Annotated in this window: 13 protein-coding genes; 9 read left to right on the plus strand and 4 right to left on the minus strand. The window is 44.4% G+C overall.

What is annotated here, in order from left to right; translation table 11 throughout:
• The first annotated feature begins 304 nt into the window (after nt 1-304).
• From QUA43_RS08340 to darG, 4 genes are all read left to right on the plus strand, one after another.
• Complete coding sequence (locus tag QUA43_RS08340) at nt 305-523, plus strand: hypothetical protein (protein WP_333372672.1); 219 nt, start codon at nt 305-307, stop codon at nt 521-523.
• 50 nt (nt 524-573) lie between these two features.
• Nucleotides 574-1,959 (plus strand): tRNA uridine-5-carboxymethylaminomethyl(34) synthesis GTPase MnmE, encoded by a 1,386-nt coding sequence (gene mnmE, locus QUA43_RS08345; RefSeq protein WP_333372674.1) that lies wholly within the window; start codon nt 574-576, stop codon nt 1,957-1,959.
• Between the two features lie 85 nt (nt 1,960-2,044).
• Nucleotides 2,045-2,671 (plus strand): type II toxin-antitoxin system toxin DNA ADP-ribosyl transferase DarT, encoded by a 627-nt coding sequence (gene darT / locus QUA43_RS08350; protein ID WP_333372676.1) that lies wholly within the window; start codon nt 2,045-2,047, stop codon nt 2,669-2,671.
• Nucleotides 2,672-2,692: 21 nt separating this feature from the next.
• On the plus strand, nt 2,693-3,727 hold the full coding sequence (darG, locus tag QUA43_RS08355; protein WP_333372678.1) for a type II toxin-antitoxin system antitoxin DNA ADP-ribosyl glycohydrolase DarG: 1,035 nt from the start codon (nt 2,693-2,695) through the stop codon (nt 3,725-3,727).
• A gap of 43 nt (nt 3,728-3,770) precedes the next feature.
• Here the strand turns inward: darG and QUA43_RS08360 are convergent, their stop codons facing one another.
• Nucleotides 3,771-5,303 carry a SagB/ThcOx family dehydrogenase gene (locus QUA43_RS08360; RefSeq protein ID WP_333372680.1) on the minus strand — a complete coding sequence of 511 codons (1,533 nt, stop codon included), beginning with the start codon at nt 5,301-5,303 and terminating at the stop codon, nt 3,771-3,773.
• A 227-nt stretch (nt 5,304-5,530) separates the two neighbouring features.
• On the opposite strand from QUA43_RS08360, the gene QUA43_RS08365 reads away from it, so the two are divergent.
• The 4 genes from QUA43_RS08365 (at nt 5,531) to QUA43_RS08380 (ending at nt 10,376) form a co-directional block, all read left to right on the plus strand.
• Complete coding sequence (locus tag QUA43_RS08365; RefSeq protein ID WP_333372682.1) at nt 5,531-6,052, plus strand: pentapeptide repeat-containing protein; 522 nt, start codon at nt 5,531-5,533, stop codon at nt 6,050-6,052.
• A 182-nt stretch (nt 6,053-6,234) separates the two neighbouring features.
• A complete protein-coding gene (locus QUA43_RS08370) occupies nt 6,235-6,567 on the plus strand; it encodes a DMT family transporter (protein ID WP_333372684.1) in 333 nt (110 codons plus the stop codon).
• A gap of 33 nt (nt 6,568-6,600) precedes the next feature.
• Entirely contained in the window at nt 6,601-8,679 is a 2,079-nt protein-coding gene (locus QUA43_RS08375; protein WP_333372685.1) for a dynamin family protein, read from the plus strand.
• A 14-nt stretch (nt 8,680-8,693) separates the two neighbouring features.
• Complete coding sequence (locus QUA43_RS08380; protein ID WP_333372687.1) at nt 8,694-10,376, plus strand: dynamin family protein; 1,683 nt, start codon at nt 8,694-8,696, stop codon at nt 10,374-10,376.
• Here the strand turns inward: QUA43_RS08380 and QUA43_RS08385 are convergent.
• Nucleotides 10,343-11,635: an endonuclease/exonuclease/phosphatase family protein gene (locus QUA43_RS08385; protein ID WP_333372689.1), complete on the minus strand. Its 1,293-nt coding sequence runs from the start codon at nt 11,633-11,635 to the stop codon at nt 10,343-10,345. The genes QUA43_RS08380 and QUA43_RS08385 overlap by 34 nt on opposite strands.
• Nucleotides 11,636-11,760: 125 nt before the next feature.
• Nucleotides 11,761-12,147, minus strand: a complete 387-nt coding sequence (gene gloA2, locus QUA43_RS08390; RefSeq protein ID WP_333372691.1) for an SMU1112c/YaeR family gloxylase I-like metalloprotein — start codon at nt 12,145-12,147, stop codon at nt 11,761-11,763.
• Between the two features lie 309 nt (nt 12,148-12,456).
• On the opposite strand from gloA2, the gene ilvC reads away from it, so the two are divergent.
• Nucleotides 12,457-13,506 carry a ketol-acid reductoisomerase gene (gene ilvC / locus QUA43_RS08395; protein ID WP_333372693.1) on the plus strand — a complete coding sequence of 350 codons (1,050 nt, stop codon included), beginning with the start codon at nt 12,457-12,459 and terminating at the stop codon, nt 13,504-13,506.
• A 974-nt stretch (nt 13,507-14,480) separates the two neighbouring features.
• Here ilvC and QUA43_RS08400 read toward each other — a convergent pair.
• Nucleotides 14,481-16,139 carry an alpha/beta hydrolase gene (locus tag QUA43_RS08400; protein ID WP_333372695.1) on the minus strand — a complete coding sequence of 553 codons (1,659 nt, stop codon included), beginning with the start codon at nt 16,137-16,139 and terminating at the stop codon, nt 14,481-14,483.
• Between the last annotated feature and the right edge of the window lie 4 nt (nt 16,140-16,143).

Genomic DNA, 16,143 nt, shown 5'->3' on the forward strand with positions numbered 1-16,143 from the left:
CAAAATATTTGGCTGAGTAATTTAATTTCGATCGAGCCGTGACTCCCACCCAAAAACGGATACTTGATTTCCGATAGGAGTCGTTAGCCTCCCAAAATTTTAGACCAGAGTTGAAGCTACCCGATTCATTTGTGGAGTCAATCTAAAATCTAAAATCTCAAATCGACTGACTGGACAAACGGGCGATGGGATTGGCTCCCCAAGTCCAGCGCTGTTGCCACGATCTTCTAATATCTTAGAAAAAAAGTGCTGAAATTGTTTATCCTCTCAATGAAAACTGTATAATTTAACAACCGGGGCGGAGGTGACTCAAAGGAACGTACAACTGGTTGAATCCCTAATTCAAGTTATCCTGTCTCTCGAAGCCGACGAGCAATTAGCGATCGCAGGAAAAAGATTAAAAAATCTCCCTTGCCCTTTGACTCAGAAACTCGTGCAGCTTGCCCAAAAGGGCGGCTATTTTAATTTTTTGAATGACGAACTAGAGATTTATACTCTCCAAGACCGAGAAGCAATTGCCTGATACTCAAAAACAGGAGATTGACAGAACTTTTAAATGTGTGAACAATAAAAATGTCTGAATCATTAACAAAAGGAGGAACGATCGCAGCGATCGCCACTGCCATAGTTCCCCAACAAGGCAGCGTCGGCATTGTGCGAGTTTCCGGTTCCGCAGCCTTAAAAATTGCCGAAACTCTGTTTCGCGCCCCAGGACGGCAAATTTGGGAGTCTCACCGCATTCTTTACGGCCACATCCGCCGCCCCAAAACTCAAGAATTAGTCGATGAAGCTTTGCTGCTAATCATGAAAGCACCGCGTTCTTTTACTCGCGAAGATGTGGTGGAATTTCACTGTCACGGCGGCATTATGGCAGTGCAGCAAGTCTTGCAATTGTGTTTGGAACATGGGGCGAGATTGGCGCAACCGGGAGAGTTTTCGCTGCGGGCTTTTTTGAACGGGAGGCTTGATTTAACTCAAGCTGAAAGTATTGCAGATTTGGTGGGAGCAAAATCCCCTGCTGCTGCACAAAGTGCTTTGGCGGGTTTGCAGGGAAAATTAGCGCAGCCCATTCGCAAATTGAGAACAACTTGTTTGGATGTGCTGGCAGAAATTGAGGCGAGAATTGATTTTGAGGAAGATTTACCGCCTTTAGATGAAGCTAAAACATCTTTGGAAATAAATCATGTTTTGGAGGAATTGTCAACAATTTTGGCAACCGCAGATCGTGGGGAATTGTTGAGAAGTGGTTTGAAAGTGGCGATTGTTGGGCGGCCGAATGTGGGAAAATCGAGTTTGTTGAATGCGTGGAGTAAGAGCGATCGGGCGATCGTCACGGATTTGCCCGGTACGACGCGGGATGTGGTAGAATCGCAGCTAGTTGTGGGCGGAATTCCGGTGCAGGTGCTCGATACTGCGGGCATTCGAGAAACCGAAGACAAGGTAGAAAAAATTGGCGTTGAGCGATCGCGCGCCGCAGCAAAACAAGCCGATTTAGTGTTGTTGACAATTGATGGGGAATCTGGATGGACAGAGGGCGATTCAGAAATTTACGAACAAGTAAAGCACCGCCAGCTAATTATAATTATCAACAAAATCGACCTAGTAAAAACCACGCCCGAATTACCTTTTCCCCCTGAAATTCACCGTATAGTTACCACAGCGGCCGCCATCGATCGAGGCATAGAAGACTTAGAAACAGCAATCTTAGATGCCGTCAGCGGGGGAAATTTGCAAGCAGCCAACTCAGACTTAGCAATCAACCAGCGACAAGCAGCGGCGTTAACCAAAGCTAAAATTTCTCTGGAACAATGCACGGATACTATTAGCAACAAATTGCCTTTAGATTTCTGGACAATAGATTTGCGCGGTGCAATTCAAGCATTGGGAGAAGTTACGGGCGAAGAAGTGACAGAATCAGTGCTCGACAGAATATTTAGCAGGTTTTGTATTGGGAAATAGCAATGGTCAAAGATTATTTATCTTTAACTGCCAAGCAGATATTATAATTATGTGTTAAACCTGAAACAGCAAACAGATAACAGCAGTGCCATTACCTATCTACCACATCACCCCCATTGACAATCTAGAATCTATCCTGTCAGAAGGTGGATTGTTAGCTTACAACGTTATGCTTGAGACAGAAACTAACTACACTAATATCGCCTACGAAAACATCCAAGATCGTCGCGCTAGAATCCGCGTTCCCTGCGGTGCAGGTGGCGTACTGCACGATTATGTTCCCTTTTATTTTGCACCGCGCTCTCCGATGTTATACACCATTAATCAGGGCAATGTACCAAACTATACTCAAGGTCAAGCAGCACTTATTCACCTAGTTTCTGATGTAGAAGATATAGATGCCAGAGGTTTAGATTTTGTTTTTACTGACGGTCATGCAGTCATGCAAATTACAGATTTTTTTGACGATCTCAACTATCTAGGTGCGATCGACTGGGATGTTATGGACTCTCGTTATTGGTTTGATACAAATGAAGACAACGACCGAAAACGCAGGCGTCAAGCCGAGTTTTTAGTTAGAAACTTTTGGCCTTGGGAGTTAATCACAGAAATCGGCGTAATCGATTATACAATTCAATCACAAGTAGAAAATATTTTACAAAATTTTACAGATCACACCCCCGTAAGAGTACATAAAAATTGGTATTATTGAAATAAATAGTAGGAAATAAAAGTGATTGAAATCAAGGAAGGCAACCTTTTAGAAGCAAATGCAGAAGCCTTAGTGAACACAGTTAATTGTGTGGGAATTATGGGAAAAGGAATTGCCTTGCAGTTCAAGCAGGCTTATCCCGAAAACTTCCGCCAGTATGAAAAGGCTTGTCGCGCCGGTGAAGTGCAGCCGGGCCGAATGTTTGTAGTATCTTCGGGCAATCTATTTAATCCCCGATACATTATTAATTTTCCGACTAAACGTCACTGGAGAGGAAAATCAAAAATCGAAGATATTCAAACTGGACTAAAAGCTTTGATTCAGGAAGTAAAGCTTTTAGGCATCACTTCTATTGCCGTTCCTCCGCTAGGCTGCGGAAATGGTGGCTTGTCTTGGAAGACAGTCAAACCGCTAATTGAATCAGCTTTTTCGGAACTGCCAAACGTGCAAGTTTTACTGTTTGAACCGCAGGCTACTCCGCAAGCTGATTCGATGCGGATTGCTACCGAAAAACCCCAAATGACTCGCGCTCGTGCCTTATTTATTAGCTTGCTCGAATTGTACGGAATTCCTGGCTATCGCTTGACAATGCTGGAAATTCAAAAGCTAGCTTATTTTCTTCAGGTAGCAGGTGAACCACTAAAATTGCAGTATGTGAAAGAAAAGTACGGGCCTTATGCAAATAATCTCAATCATGTTTTGCAGAAGCTGGAAGGCCATTATATTCGAGGTTATGGAGACAGGAGCCGAGAGGCACAAATCTATGTGTTGTCTGAAGGTAAAATAGCCGCGCGGGATTTTTTACAAAATGCTGCTGATGCTAATGTTAGACTAGAGCGTGTGAGCGGGTTAATTAATGGTTTTGAAACTCCTTACGGCATGGAACTGTTGGCAACTGTTCACTGGGTTGCTAGGGAAAATAGGGAAGCAGCAGAGGATTCCGAAAGAGCGATCGAACTTGTACGCGAATGGAACATTCGCAAGAACGAACTATTTAAGCCTCAACATATTCGCAAAGCGTGGCAGCGGCTTCGCGAGCAGAGTTGGTTTTTTTAGGATACCTTCTGGCTTCTGACTAATGCTGACTGATGAGTCATTCTTACGATCGAGGTCTTCCCAGACTTGTAATATAAAGCACAGCTTCACCCGCCGGAATACCCAGAACGTCATTGACGCGATCGTCAAAAAAGCCCCCGATACCGCTGACACCCAAACGCAGTTGCATAGCTGCTAAATTCAAGCGCTGGCCCAAATGACCCGCGTCCATGTGCAAATAGCGGTAAACTCGATCGCCATATTTTGCTACAGCCCTGTTCAAATCCGCTGTGTGAAACAACAGCGCCCCGGCATCTCTGCCCAAGTCTTGCCCCAAACACAAAAAATGCAATTCCCTGCGGAAATTTTTAAACCGAATTTGCCGCAATTCTTGAGCTTTCGGAGCGTAATAGTAACAGCCTTCTTCTAACCCATGCACTCCCGAAACAGCAATAAAAGTCTCGATCAAACTTAGATCGAAATAGTCTGGATTACCGTCTAATCCTTGGTCGATATAGTGCTGCGGCTGGTAAGTAAAATCCAGCATAGCTAGCAGTTCGCCCAAGCTCAAAGAAGCACCTGTATAAGCACGGGTAGAACGCCTTTTGAGCATAGTGTTTTCTAACGTTTCCAGGTTCACTCCCCAAGGAATCGAAGGAGTGACCGTCGAAACTTTAGTACAAAATGGAAAGTTGTATTTATCCTCTAGTACCCCTTCACTTTCATCAAGTTTCCAGCCGTCTGCTCCGGTAGGGTCTGAGTCTAAATGCGTGGCTTTGTGGAGGTATTTTAACAGTTGACCGTCGGAAATTTTAGGGTAATCTGTGGTGGTGTTTCCGGGCAAAGCAGTTTTAAATTTAGGCAAGTTTTGGTCAATATCTAGCAAGTCGGCTAAAGCAACTACACAAATAGCTCCTTCTTGCTCCGAGTCGATGTACAGTAATTCATTGACAGCTTCGTCGGCGAATCCTCCAATCAGGTGAGGTCGGTAATCGTTGACGGCGCAAGCTAACTCGATATTACTCAATAAATGACCGGTGTCTAGAAAAATTCGCCGATAAGCTCGGTCTTCGTAACGCCAAGAAGAACGGAAAAAAACAGTGGTAATGGCGATCGCCAATTGGGTATTTTCTAGCGCTGGTGACTGGAAACAAGCTGCTTGCAATGTCGGCCAAACTTGACTGTCCCAAAAATGAACAAGTGAATGAGTTCTGCACTGATAATTGTAGAGTCCGGCCGGCAACTGGGCAGTGCCACGGGAGATTAAATAAACCTCTGCTGGGTAGAGTCCACCCGCCGACGGTGCAGATCGCAAATACAGGTAGCTGTCGTCTACCGTCTGCACTTTCGCCGTCAACCCGTAGCTGCACAGCAACAAGCTAGATAACCGATGCCACCAAGCGGCATCGGGATCGGCATCCTCCGAGGGGTCTTTTAGATAAGGCTTGAGGTCAAAATACGCTCCAATTTTATATTCTTTGAAAGGCACAGGTTGCTCTGTCCAATCGAGCTGTTTGCTTTTAGCAGCAATGGTTTCAGGGTCGTATTTTGTCCGTTCGTGGTAGTGCTGAGCAATGGAGAGAGGAAGTTCTGGCATATTTCAGTAGAGGATTGGCTTTGGTTTCTCGATCGATCTTGACATTACTAACCGCTTACTGGTCGAGCAAGGCAGAAATTTACAAATATAAAAAAAATCTTAGAAAAAATGCGACTGTTGTTACACAAGCTTAACATAATAAGAGACCTAAGTATAAATACGCAGAGTAATAACCATTAATTACAGTTATGGATTGGCTGCAGTAGCTGTCGTCATGAGGAGTGAAAATGCAAAAGCTAAGCGCTGAGGAATTGCTTGCTCAGTATGCTGAGGGCCAGCGAAACTTTAACGCCGTTGACTTAAGTGAACATAACTTGTTTCAAGCAGATTTGACAGAAATAAATCTTTCTGGTAGCGTTCTGAGGCGAGCTTATTTGCCCTACGGAAATTTGACGCAAGCCAATCTTTATAAAACTGATTTGCAAGAGGCTGAATTGGGCGACATTCAACTTTATCAAGCTAACTTGTCGGAAGCAAGTTTATCAAGAGCAAATTTATCAAGAGCAAATTTGCGTCACGCCAATTTGCAAGGTGCTAATTTGCAGAAAGCTAATTTGCAAGGTGCGGATTTGTACAATGCAGATTTGACGAATGCCGATTTGAGATATGCGGATTTGAGTCGAGCTAATTTGGAGAAAGCAAAGTTAACCAAAGCTCAATTAGCGGGCTGCAACTTATTTCGATCGCGCTTGGTTGATTTGTCGGAAGCTGAGTGCGATCGCACTACTATCGGCCCCGAAGGCTATTGATGATTTGCAGCGGCTAATCTAGGGCGTAGGGCGATCGGCTTAATGGGTCGATCGCCATTTTTAAAATTTCTTAACATTTCTCGACATGGGGGAAAAGGTGAGTTACAGTCGTAGAGAACTTATCGATCCGCAACATAGACAATAAATAACACATTTTTTCCGCGAAAAACAGGCTAAAATTTATGAATTCTCCTGACAACAAATCCCGAGAACTCCGGCGCAAAGAACAAGAACTGCGGAAGCGAGAACAAGAAATTCGGCTCCGCGAACTAGAAGCCGAAATTGACCGCTCAGTGCCCGAACATTTAACAAGCAAGTACCAAGAACCAGACAGCCAAGTTAACGGCAAACTCAAACAGTGGCGCCGAAAAATTATAGCAGCCGCTCAATTTACAGGCATTGTCATTGCTGTTATCGTTGCAGTTCGCATAGCATCTTGGCTGGCCGCGGCGCTGATAGTGGGAGGCATTGCTTTGATAGCTTACAAAATGTTTATTGAAGAAGACAGAAGTTGAAAAGCTCAAGCAGGAAACTATCAGGAAATACCCATGAACCTTAAAGTAGAAACTAGCAACTTTCTCAACGATTTAGAGCGAGTAGCCGCCGTCCGCCGAGAAATTGCCACTCGCCTCAGCAACATCGCCACAGCCATCAACCAATCAGAATTAGCAGGAGGAGAAGCATCGGGAAAACTCGGTTTAGAAACAGACAACGCTGACATTGATGTCGCCAGTAAAAACTTGCGCCAAGGAGTCTTTCGCCTGTTAGTGCTAGGTGACATGAAACGCGGAAAAAGCACTTTTCTCAATGCGTTAATCGGCGAAAACTTACTGCCCAGCGATGTCAATCCCTGTACAGCTTTGCTGACGATTTTGCGCTATGGTTCCGAAAAAAAAGTAACAGTTTATTTCAATGACGGCAAAAGCCCAAAACAGCTAGATTTTAAAAGTTTTAAACAAAACTACACAATTGACCCCGCTGAGGCAAAACGTTTAGAAGAAGAAAAGAAACCAGCATTTCCAGATATCGATTGTGCCGTAGTAGAATATCCCTTACCTTTGCTAGAAAAAGGCATAGAAATAGTAGACAGTCCAGGACTGAACGATACAGAAGCGCGCAATGAATTATCTCTGGGTTACATCAACAACTGCCACGCTATTTTGTTTGTACTCAGGGCAACTCAGCCTTGCACAATGGGTGAAAGACGCTATCTAGAAAATTACATCAAAAATCGCGGATTGAGCATTTTCTTCCTGATAAATGCTTGGGATCAAGTGCGGGAAAGTTTGATTGACCCGGATGATCCTGAAGAATTAGCAGAAGCAGAAGGGAAACTGCGGCGGGTTTTTCAAGCTAATTTGGCTGAATATTGTTTAACAGAAGGACACGATATTTACGACGAGCGAGTGTTTCCCATTACCTCAATTAAGGCGCTCAGGTTGCGGATGAAAAACCCGGATGCGGATTTGACAGGAACTGGTTTTCCCGAGTTTATGGCGGCACTAAATACGTTTTTGACCCAGGAAAGGGCGATTTCGGAATTGCGTCCGGCGAGGACTTTGGCACGTCAAATTTCTGCTCGTGTCCGCGAAGCTGTTGGGCGGCGATTACCATTACTCGATCGCGATGTCAATGAGTTGAAGGAAAAGATTAATTCAGTTGAGCCAGAGTTTAAAAAGCTGACTCAAATTCGCGATGAATTTCAACAAGAAATTATCGAAGTTAGAGATAGTAAATCGCGGGCGATCGCAGATTCTTTCCGTGCCTACGTTCTCAACTTAGAAAATACCTTTGAAACAGATTTCTTGCGGTATCAACCGGAACTGAGATTTCTGGATTTCTTCAGCCAAGGCAAGCGAGAAGCTTTTGAAGCATCGCTCAAACGAGCATTCGAGCAGTACATCAACGACAAACTAGCAGCTTGGACTCTCACTGCCGAACAAGAGATGAATTCAGCATTTTCGCAACTTTCGCAAAGTGCGGCAAATTACGGAGCATCTTACACGAAAGTGACTGAAAAAATCACCGAAAAACTGACGGGGCAAAAAATACCAGCAGCAGTCAGCAACTCAAACGAAGATAACTCGCCAGCTTGGGCAAAATGGGCGATGGGATTGTTCTCGTTAACGACCGGAAATCTGGCGGGCGTAGCAATGGCAGGAGCGGGTTTTGATTGGAAAAATATCCTGCTCAACTTAATTACTGTGTTAAGCGTTAGTACGATTCTTGCTAGTTTGACCGGGATTGTTTTGGGGCCGCTGTACTTGGCATTGTTGGGGATGGGTGTTGGGGTTTTGCAAGCAGACGGAGCTCATAAACAGTTGGTGAAAGCCGCGAAAAAAGAGCTGGTGAAATATCTGCCGCAGGTGGCTCAAGAGCAGTGGCAGCCGATTCACGATGCTGTGAAAGAGTGTTTTGATGTTTACGGACGAGAAGTGGGCGATCGCATGAATGGTGATATTAATTCTCGGAAATCTGAGTTAGATAATTTGCTCGAACAAAAGGAATCTCGCGAGATTAATTGTCAGGCTGAATCGCAGCGGTTGAAAAAATTGGAGGCTGATGTGTCTGCCGAGTCGCAGAGTATAGAATCGCTATATCAAGGTTTCCTAGCAGCCGCTAAATGAAATAAAACAACAATATGCAACAACCCGAAATTTATCAATACCTCACCGACTATTTGAAATCAGCACTCGGTATTCTCGAACTTGACAAAAACTCCCAACTGTATCGAGATACCACTTCAATCTGCGACTATCTCGCCAAACCAACTTTTCAAATTGCTGTATTTGGCCCGTTTAATTACGGCAAGTCAACTTTGCTGAATGCTTTGCTGGGAAATCGTGCTTTGCCGATCGACTTAGTGCCCACTACAGGTGCTGCCATTTATGTCAACTACGGCGAGGAATTGCACGCAAAAATTACCCTGAAAGACGGCACGGAAATTAGCGAACCGGGGACTGATGTTTTGAAACGTTATGCCATCCTTGACGACGCGAGACAAATGCGGGATGATGTGGCGGCTGTTAATGTTTACTGCCCCCATCCATTCCTGAAAACCGGTGTGGAATTGCTGGATTTGCCGGGAACCAACGATCGCGAAGAACAGGATAATTTGGTTCGGGATAAATTGCTAACGGCTGATTTGGTTGTGCAGGTTTTAGATGCTCGCAAATTGATGACTTTAGGCGAACGGGAGAACTTGAGAGATTGGTTGAGCGATCGCCACATCAACACTGTCGTCTTTGTTGCCAATTTTCTCAATCTACTCGAACCAGACGACCAAAAACAAGTTTACAATCGCTTGTTGTTTGTTGCCGAAAGTTTTCGCTCAAACTTGCCGAACAATATCAGCAATATCTACCGCGTCGATGCTTTGCCGGCTTTGAGGGCGAGGCTGAAAGGAGATGTGGCGGCCGCCCAAACTACAGGAATTGCCACGTTTGAATCGGCTTTGCAAAGTATTGTGGCAGATCAACAGGAACAACTAGCAGTTAAGTTGCCCAGAATTGAAGCTATAGCTACTAAAATTTGCCAATCTCTTCGAGCCAAAGCTGAAACTGTCGCTGCTGAAATAGCCGCAGCTCAAAAAAAGCATAAAGACAAAATTGAAATTAAACAAAAAGCCGAAAAACTGATATCAAAAGGCTTTCAAGCCAGCGTTTCCGACTTCGAGATTTGGCTTTACCAGCCCACACTTTTGCAGCGGTATCAATCGGAAATGGCGCTGTCGCTCCAGGAAGGAAGTTTTGATGCGTGGAAGCTAAAATTTCAGCGAGAGGTCTTACATCAGCAGCAAACCATCGCAGAATGGGTAAATAAAGCTTGCGAATTCTTTGAGAAAGAACAGCCGATCGCACTTTTGATTTCGTTTCCTCCATCCCCGCAAGTTAGTTTACCAGAGCCGCCACCACCTCCACCACAAAAGTCGATCGAGGGCGAAGTGACTCCAGTGGCGATCGCCACCGGCTTAGGTTGGCTATTGGGCGGGCCCGTGGGAGCCGCAGTAGTCGGCGGTGCTAGCTATATTTTGAATAAAAGAACTGGGAATGAAAAGCCGCCTGAATCGTCAGAAGCTTATCTAAATCAAGTAACGGAAATTTGCAGCGAGGCTGCTAAAAACTATCTTGCTCGCTTCAGTACCGATACTTTTTCCATGCTGCAACACTACAAGGAAATCGCCGGAAAAGTTATCTGTTTTCAAGACAGCAAAGAACCATTAAATATGAATGTTCAACAATACCAGATACAGTTAATCAATAATTTGTTAGAAAATATCGAATCCTGCCTTCAAATGACCAAATCTGTAATTAACGGCAAATGATCCGAACCGACATTGCGGCCAGTACGAATCTTTAAAACACCAATTTCTTTGCTGACTAGAAAGTGATCGATCGGAATATAAGCCAGCGGCATAAAAGTCGGCCAAGTCGGTAAAATGCCAAAGCCCGATCGCGCATTTCGCAGTTTTGCGGTTTTTACCATATTTTTGTAGAATGGCGACCACATTGTGGTATTGAAATCGCCCAGCACAATCAGCGGATTTTTGACTTGGGCTGCATACTCGCCGAGGGCTGCTAGCTGTCGATTGCGATCGATAAAACTCTGCTGTTTGACTGGCACAGTGGGATGAACAAGAATCAAAGAAATGATTTTACCTTGAAATTTTACATTAGCAAACAAGCTCTTTCTTTGCTTAGAAAAGGCTTTAATAGAAGCATTTTCTAAAGGCAGCTTACTGTATATTACACTGCCAAATCTCTCAGATTCTTGTAGGTTGGAAGAGTAAGGAAAAATCTCGCTTAAGACGGCTAACTCCTTCGCCCAAACTCGGCTAACTTCCACAAAAACCGCGATATCGGGTTGCTCTGCTTTTACCAACGATATCACATCAGAATAGCGTCGGTTATTCGTTAAAACATTTGAATGTAAAATCCGCAGGTTTTGTCCAGGAGTTGCTCCTGCAAAGGCGGGAGCTGGAAAATACCAAGGAACAATTTCCGCCAAATTAATGATAATGCAAAATGCGCTCACCAGCAACCATATTTTTTTTGATCGCACGAGAGCGAAGAAGATAAAAATTGATATGCCACCCAACAGATATTGTAGTTTAAAATGAGAAGTTAACTCAAAAACTAGGTTAAATTCTCCCAAGTAACCTGTTATTGACAATAGTGCATTTACAAATGCTGCGAGCATAAACCATTTTAAAATTACGTGCTTCAAGCTAAGGCTTTTGTTGGTGATTCTGTGCATCACCGCCCATTTGAGCTTAATTTTGAGGTCGTTGGTAATCGGCAATTTATCAATTTCTGTTACCAGTTGTTCTGGCTGTTCCAACTCTCGCCGCTTTTGATAAAACCTCACCAGCAAGCTATCTACCACAAAATAACTAAAATAATTGGCAACAAATCCTGCAAATACCAATACACCTAAACCGATCAGCATACCAAAGGAACCGCCGACTTTGACCAAACCCGACCAAACGGCTGCGTCACCTGTTTTCCCTGTAGCTGCTATGGCTATAAATAGCATTAAAGCAGGCAATCCGACCGTGATTGTGTTTCTGATGATAGAGTCCATTATACAATTTTAGATTTTAGATTTTAGATTTTAGATTTTAGATTGGAAATTAATCATGCAGTTTTTAGGGCAATGCACACCCCACCTATTGACTTAAGAGCGACTTGACAAAATCGGGATACTCCTTAAATTTCATATATTTCTAAGGGTAAGTTGTCGGGATCTCTGAAAAATGTAAACCGTTTTTCTGTAATCTCGTCAAGGCGAATTTCTTCTACTTCTACTTGTTGGGATTTTAAGTAAGCAACTGATGCTTTTATGTCCTCAACTGCAAAAGCTAAATGTCTCAAACCGCAAGCTTCAGGATTGTTAATTCTTTCAGGAGGATGGGCAAATGAGAAAAGCTCAATGGTGTCGCCGTTTCCGACTCGCAAATCTAGTTTGTAAGAATTCCTCTCGGTTCGGAAAGTTTCTTTGATAATGGAACATCCCAATACTTCTACATAAAATTTTTTCGAGGCTTCGTAATCCGAGCAAATAATCGCCACATGATGGATTGCTTTTATTTTCATCTGAAAAAAGTTAGTTATTTGAGTTTTTCTGAGATGTTGCACCATTCTCAATAAGCTTTTTATGAACAGGCAAGATGCCTGTTCCACAAGGAAAATTTACTCTTTGTGGAACAGGCATCTTGTCTGTTCTTGAAAATGGTGCCAGATGTGAGGTTTTTCCAAAAGCACAGCACGCTATTGACAATTATATTTGACGATCGCAGACTCTGCGAGAAACCCTGCTAAATTCAGGGCGAGATCCCTGAATTTTCCCCCGCCCAAATCTTAATACCCAAAATTTCTGCAAAAAAAGTACCCTACCTTGATAAAATGAGAGTTTTGCAGTCAATCACCCAATTTGCATCTCAGGAGACAATGATTATGGCCCGTATGTATTACGACACCGACGCGAACCTAGACCTCTTAGCCAACAAAACGATTGCTATCATCGGCTACGGTTCCCAAGGACACGCCCACGCCCTTAACCTCAAAGACAGTGGCATGAATGTCGTTGTCGGTTTGTATCCCGGTAGCAAATCTGCCGCCAAAGCAACCGACGCGGGTTTAACAGTTCACCCGGTAGACAAAGCAGCCGCCGCTGCTGACTTCATCATGATTTTATTGCCCGATGAAGTTCAAAAAACTATTTACAAAGAACAAATCGAACCAAACCTTTCTGAAGGAAATGTTTTAGCATTTGCTCACGGTTTTAACATTCACTTCGGCCAAGTTGTTCCCCCTGCGAATGTAGACGTAGTAATGGTTGCCCCCAAAGGCCCCGGACACTTGGTGCGGCGGACTTACGAACAAGGGGAAGGTGTTCCGAGTTTGTTTGCAGTATATCAAGATGCTTCCGGTCAAGCGCGCGATCGGGCAATGGCCTATGCTAAAGGTATCGGCGGCACCAGAGCCGGCATCCTGGAAACCACTTTCCGCGAAGAAACAGAAACGGATCTTTTTGGCGAACAAGTAGTTTTGTGCGGCGGTTTGAGCGCCTTAATTAAAGCTGGATTTGAAACTTTAGTTGACGCCGGATACCAACCGGAATTAGCTTATTTTGAATGTTTGCACGAAGTTAAACTTATCGTTGACTTAATAGTAGAAGGAGGCCTCGCCAAAATGCGCGACAGCATCTCCAATACCGCAGAATACGGCGATTTAACTCGCGGCCCCCGCATCGTCACGGATCAAACCCGCGCCGAAATGCGTAAAATTCTCAGCGAAATTCAATCCGGTCAATTTGCCCGCGAATTCGTTCTCGAAAACCAAGCTGGCAAGCCAGGTTTTACCTCCATGCGCCGTCAGGAAGCAGAACATCCTATTGAAGAAGTTGGTAAAGATTTGCGAGCTATGTTTAGCTGGTTGAAAAAGCAAGCCTAATCAATTTTAGATTTTAGATTTTAGATTTTAGATGGGAAGACCAATCTAAAACAGTCCTGGAGGCAGAACCTCTATCTGTAGGGTGTGCAATGCACACCTTACTGGTTTGAGAAAAATCTAAAATCTCAAGTTTAATCGATTTGAGATTGGAGGAAAAATCTAAAATCTACAATCTCAAATCCTCATGTTTGGTTGGGCTTCGCTTAACTCAACCTACAAGAAAATGGCTAGGTATTATTAGAGAAACCGGGTTTCTCGCTGGTAGCTCAAAACTATCGACTCGGGCTAGGACTTTTTTGCAATTTATCAATATCCTGTTGCCTTTTCTCGTTGAAATCTCTCGGCCTCAACCAATCTGGCCACAACCCGACGAAGAACTTTCGACTGGCCACGCTAGTATCTCTTACAGGTTTGGGGAGAAAAGTTAAAGTGTCACCGTAAAGGGTAAACAGGGCTGCCAACAGAAGCAATAGCGGGATAAGATTTTTTTTAGGCATCGCAGTTTGGGAGTAGAGTTTGTGGAAGCAGTTTGTTATATTTTGCCCTTGCACGGACAAAAAATATCAGAAACAGCTTAAGAAGAAAATACACCCCTGGGGGCTAAGGCGCGCCGCCTGCACAAGGAAAACTGCTAGTCGTAATATCGTTTCCGCTGACATCGGAATCATAATTTTCCCAGTGCAGTGGGAGCTTCTCGTGTGGCTCCGCACTCTCAGGAGCGATCGAGAAGACGCACTCAAGTATAATTTCGATGTCACCTTATTTGATATTACTACAAGTCTTAATCATTAGTTATTAGCTAATGACTAATGACTAATGACTAATGACTAATGACTAATGACTAATGACTAATGACTAATGACTAATCACTAATGACTAATCACTAATCACTAATGACTAATCACTAATCACTAATGACTAATCACTAATGACTAATGACTAATGACTAATGATTAATGACTAATGACTAATCACTACTTATTCCCTTGAATAAAGGTTTGCACTACTGTATGAATTTCCGGGGAAATTTCTGTTACGAGGCGCACCGGGATTGCCGATGTGGAAGCAAATTGCGCGTATTCGGGTGTTAGAAATACTGCATATTTGTCAGCTTCAGCAGTCTGTTGAGCGGCGGTAGCTAAACTTACAGCTTTAATATAATTGCGTATGCTAGCAGCTTGGTCGCCCACAACTTCATCGCCGGTAATTACTGTGTTCGGCCTACGAACTTGGTGTAAAGTTGTACTGGGATCTTTGACGCTTAAGTGGGTTCCTCCTACAAAACCAACTAGCCATTTAGGAGATGGAATTTTCGGGAATCCGGCAATTTGTTCTGCTAAGGCAGGAGTTGTTTTGTCGGCTGAAGATGCTACTATTAAGGTGGGAATCTTAATTTTACTTAAGCCAGTTTCTCCAAAGAGTAATGATGTTATGGGATTCATGGCGATCGCCCTTTTAATCCTCTCATCCCGCAATTGATACCGTTCTTCGGGCAATCCGGCTGCCGCGCACTGAATGCCTTCGCCTAAGCTGAACCCAATCAAATCCCCCTGACACCTTTGTTTGAGTCCGTTCAATTGCAGTTCGGCGCCGGCCACGGACAAGGCTGTAGCGCCGCCAAATGAATAACCAATTATTATCGATCGGTCGATCGCGATTTTCCCCTGCAAGTTATCATCAGTTTGGTTCAATTTTGTCAGTTCGTCGAGTACAAAACTGATGTCTTTGGGACGGTCTAAAAACTCTTGAGGAGCTAGCAAGGGACACTTCCCCGCCATCGCAGCATTGGTATTCGTCTCGTTACTGCCGGGATGTTCTAAAGCTGCTACCACATAGCCGTGAGACGCCAAATGCTCGGCTAAGTAGCGCAAATCCGTGCGGACGGAACCCAACCCGTGAGAAAAGACGATCGTCGGTTTGTCGGCTGTCGCAGCTTCCGACCAATACACATCAACTGGAATAGGTCGATTGCGGGCGCTATCGTTCAAATCTAGCGCCCGTACCTGCACGAGATTAGGGCCGGGCTGGGTGGGATCGAAAGGCAGCTTAAACGCGGGTTTAACCGCTGCTAACTGAGGTGCGATCGCCGCCATAAAGCGCTGAGTTTGCCAAAAACTGGCGTTCATATTTCCCAAAACTGCGAAAGCTCGATCGAGATCCACCACGACCCGCGAGTTCGGATAAGATTCAATGAAACTCAATACCGATAAGCCTTCCGGCGCTTTTGCTCCCTGCACCAGAGCCGCTCGCAGCGCTTCCACACCCCCACCGTCGCGCCTGGGTATCACTGTAGTCAAATCCGTCAGGATGGCAGTGCCGATGCCCGTATTTAGCAAGTTGCTCAGGCCGACTACATTTAGGGGAATTTTCGCTTGCAGCGCCCGAAAGATTTTACTCCGCTGTTCCTCAGACAGGAGATTGGCATAAGCTTGCAGTCTGGCGGGGACTTGTCCTGTTTCTGCGAGTTCGCGCAAATCCGCAACCGATATTGACGATTCTAAAATACCTTTGCGGACAACAACCGTTTCTGCTGCTTTTACAGAGGATGTCGCGCCGCTTAAAGGGCCGATCGAAATCGAACCCAAAACACTCGCCACTGAAGAAAACCATCTGAAATTTGGTCTGATGCTCATTTTT

Source organism: Microcoleus sp. N9_B4, from assembly GCF_036701635.1.
Taxonomy (GTDB): Bacteria; Cyanobacteriota; Cyanobacteriia; order Cyanobacteriales; family Microcoleaceae; genus Microcoleus.

What these genes read in the sequence shown, in the direction of transcription:
- mnmE (WP_333372674.1), top strand. Translation starts at nt 574, where the DNA reads ATGTCTGAATCATTAACAAAAGGAGGAACGATCGCAGCGATCGCCACT.
- QUA43_RS08360 (WP_333372680.1), bottom strand. Translation starts at nt 5,303, where the DNA reads ATGCCAGAACTTCCTCTCTCCATTGCTCAGCACTACCACGAACGGACA.
- QUA43_RS08365 (WP_333372682.1), top strand. Translation starts at nt 5,531, where the DNA reads ATGCAAAAGCTAAGCGCTGAGGAATTGCTTGCTCAGTATGCTGAGGGC.
- QUA43_RS08370 (WP_333372684.1), top strand. Translation starts at nt 6,235, where the DNA reads ATGAATTCTCCTGACAACAAATCCCGAGAACTCCGGCGCAAAGAACAA.
- QUA43_RS08375 (WP_333372685.1), top strand. Translation starts at nt 6,601, where the DNA reads ATGAACCTTAAAGTAGAAACTAGCAACTTTCTCAACGATTTAGAGCGA.
- QUA43_RS08380 (WP_333372687.1), top strand. Translation starts at nt 8,694, where the DNA reads ATGCAACAACCCGAAATTTATCAATACCTCACCGACTATTTGAAATCA.
- QUA43_RS08385 (WP_333372689.1), bottom strand. Translation starts at nt 11,635, where the DNA reads ATGGACTCTATCATCAGAAACACAATCACGGTCGGATTGCCTGCTTTA.
- gloA2 (WP_333372691.1), bottom strand. Translation starts at nt 12,147, where the DNA reads ATGAAAATAAAAGCAATCCATCATGTGGCGATTATTTGCTCGGATTAC.
- ilvC (WP_333372693.1), top strand. Translation starts at nt 12,457, where the DNA reads ATGAGAGTTTTGCAGTCAATCACCCAATTTGCATCTCAGGAGACAATG.
- QUA43_RS08400 (WP_333372695.1), bottom strand. Translation starts at nt 16,139, where the DNA reads ATGAGCATCAGACCAAATTTCAGATGGTTTTCTTCAGTGGCGAGTGTT.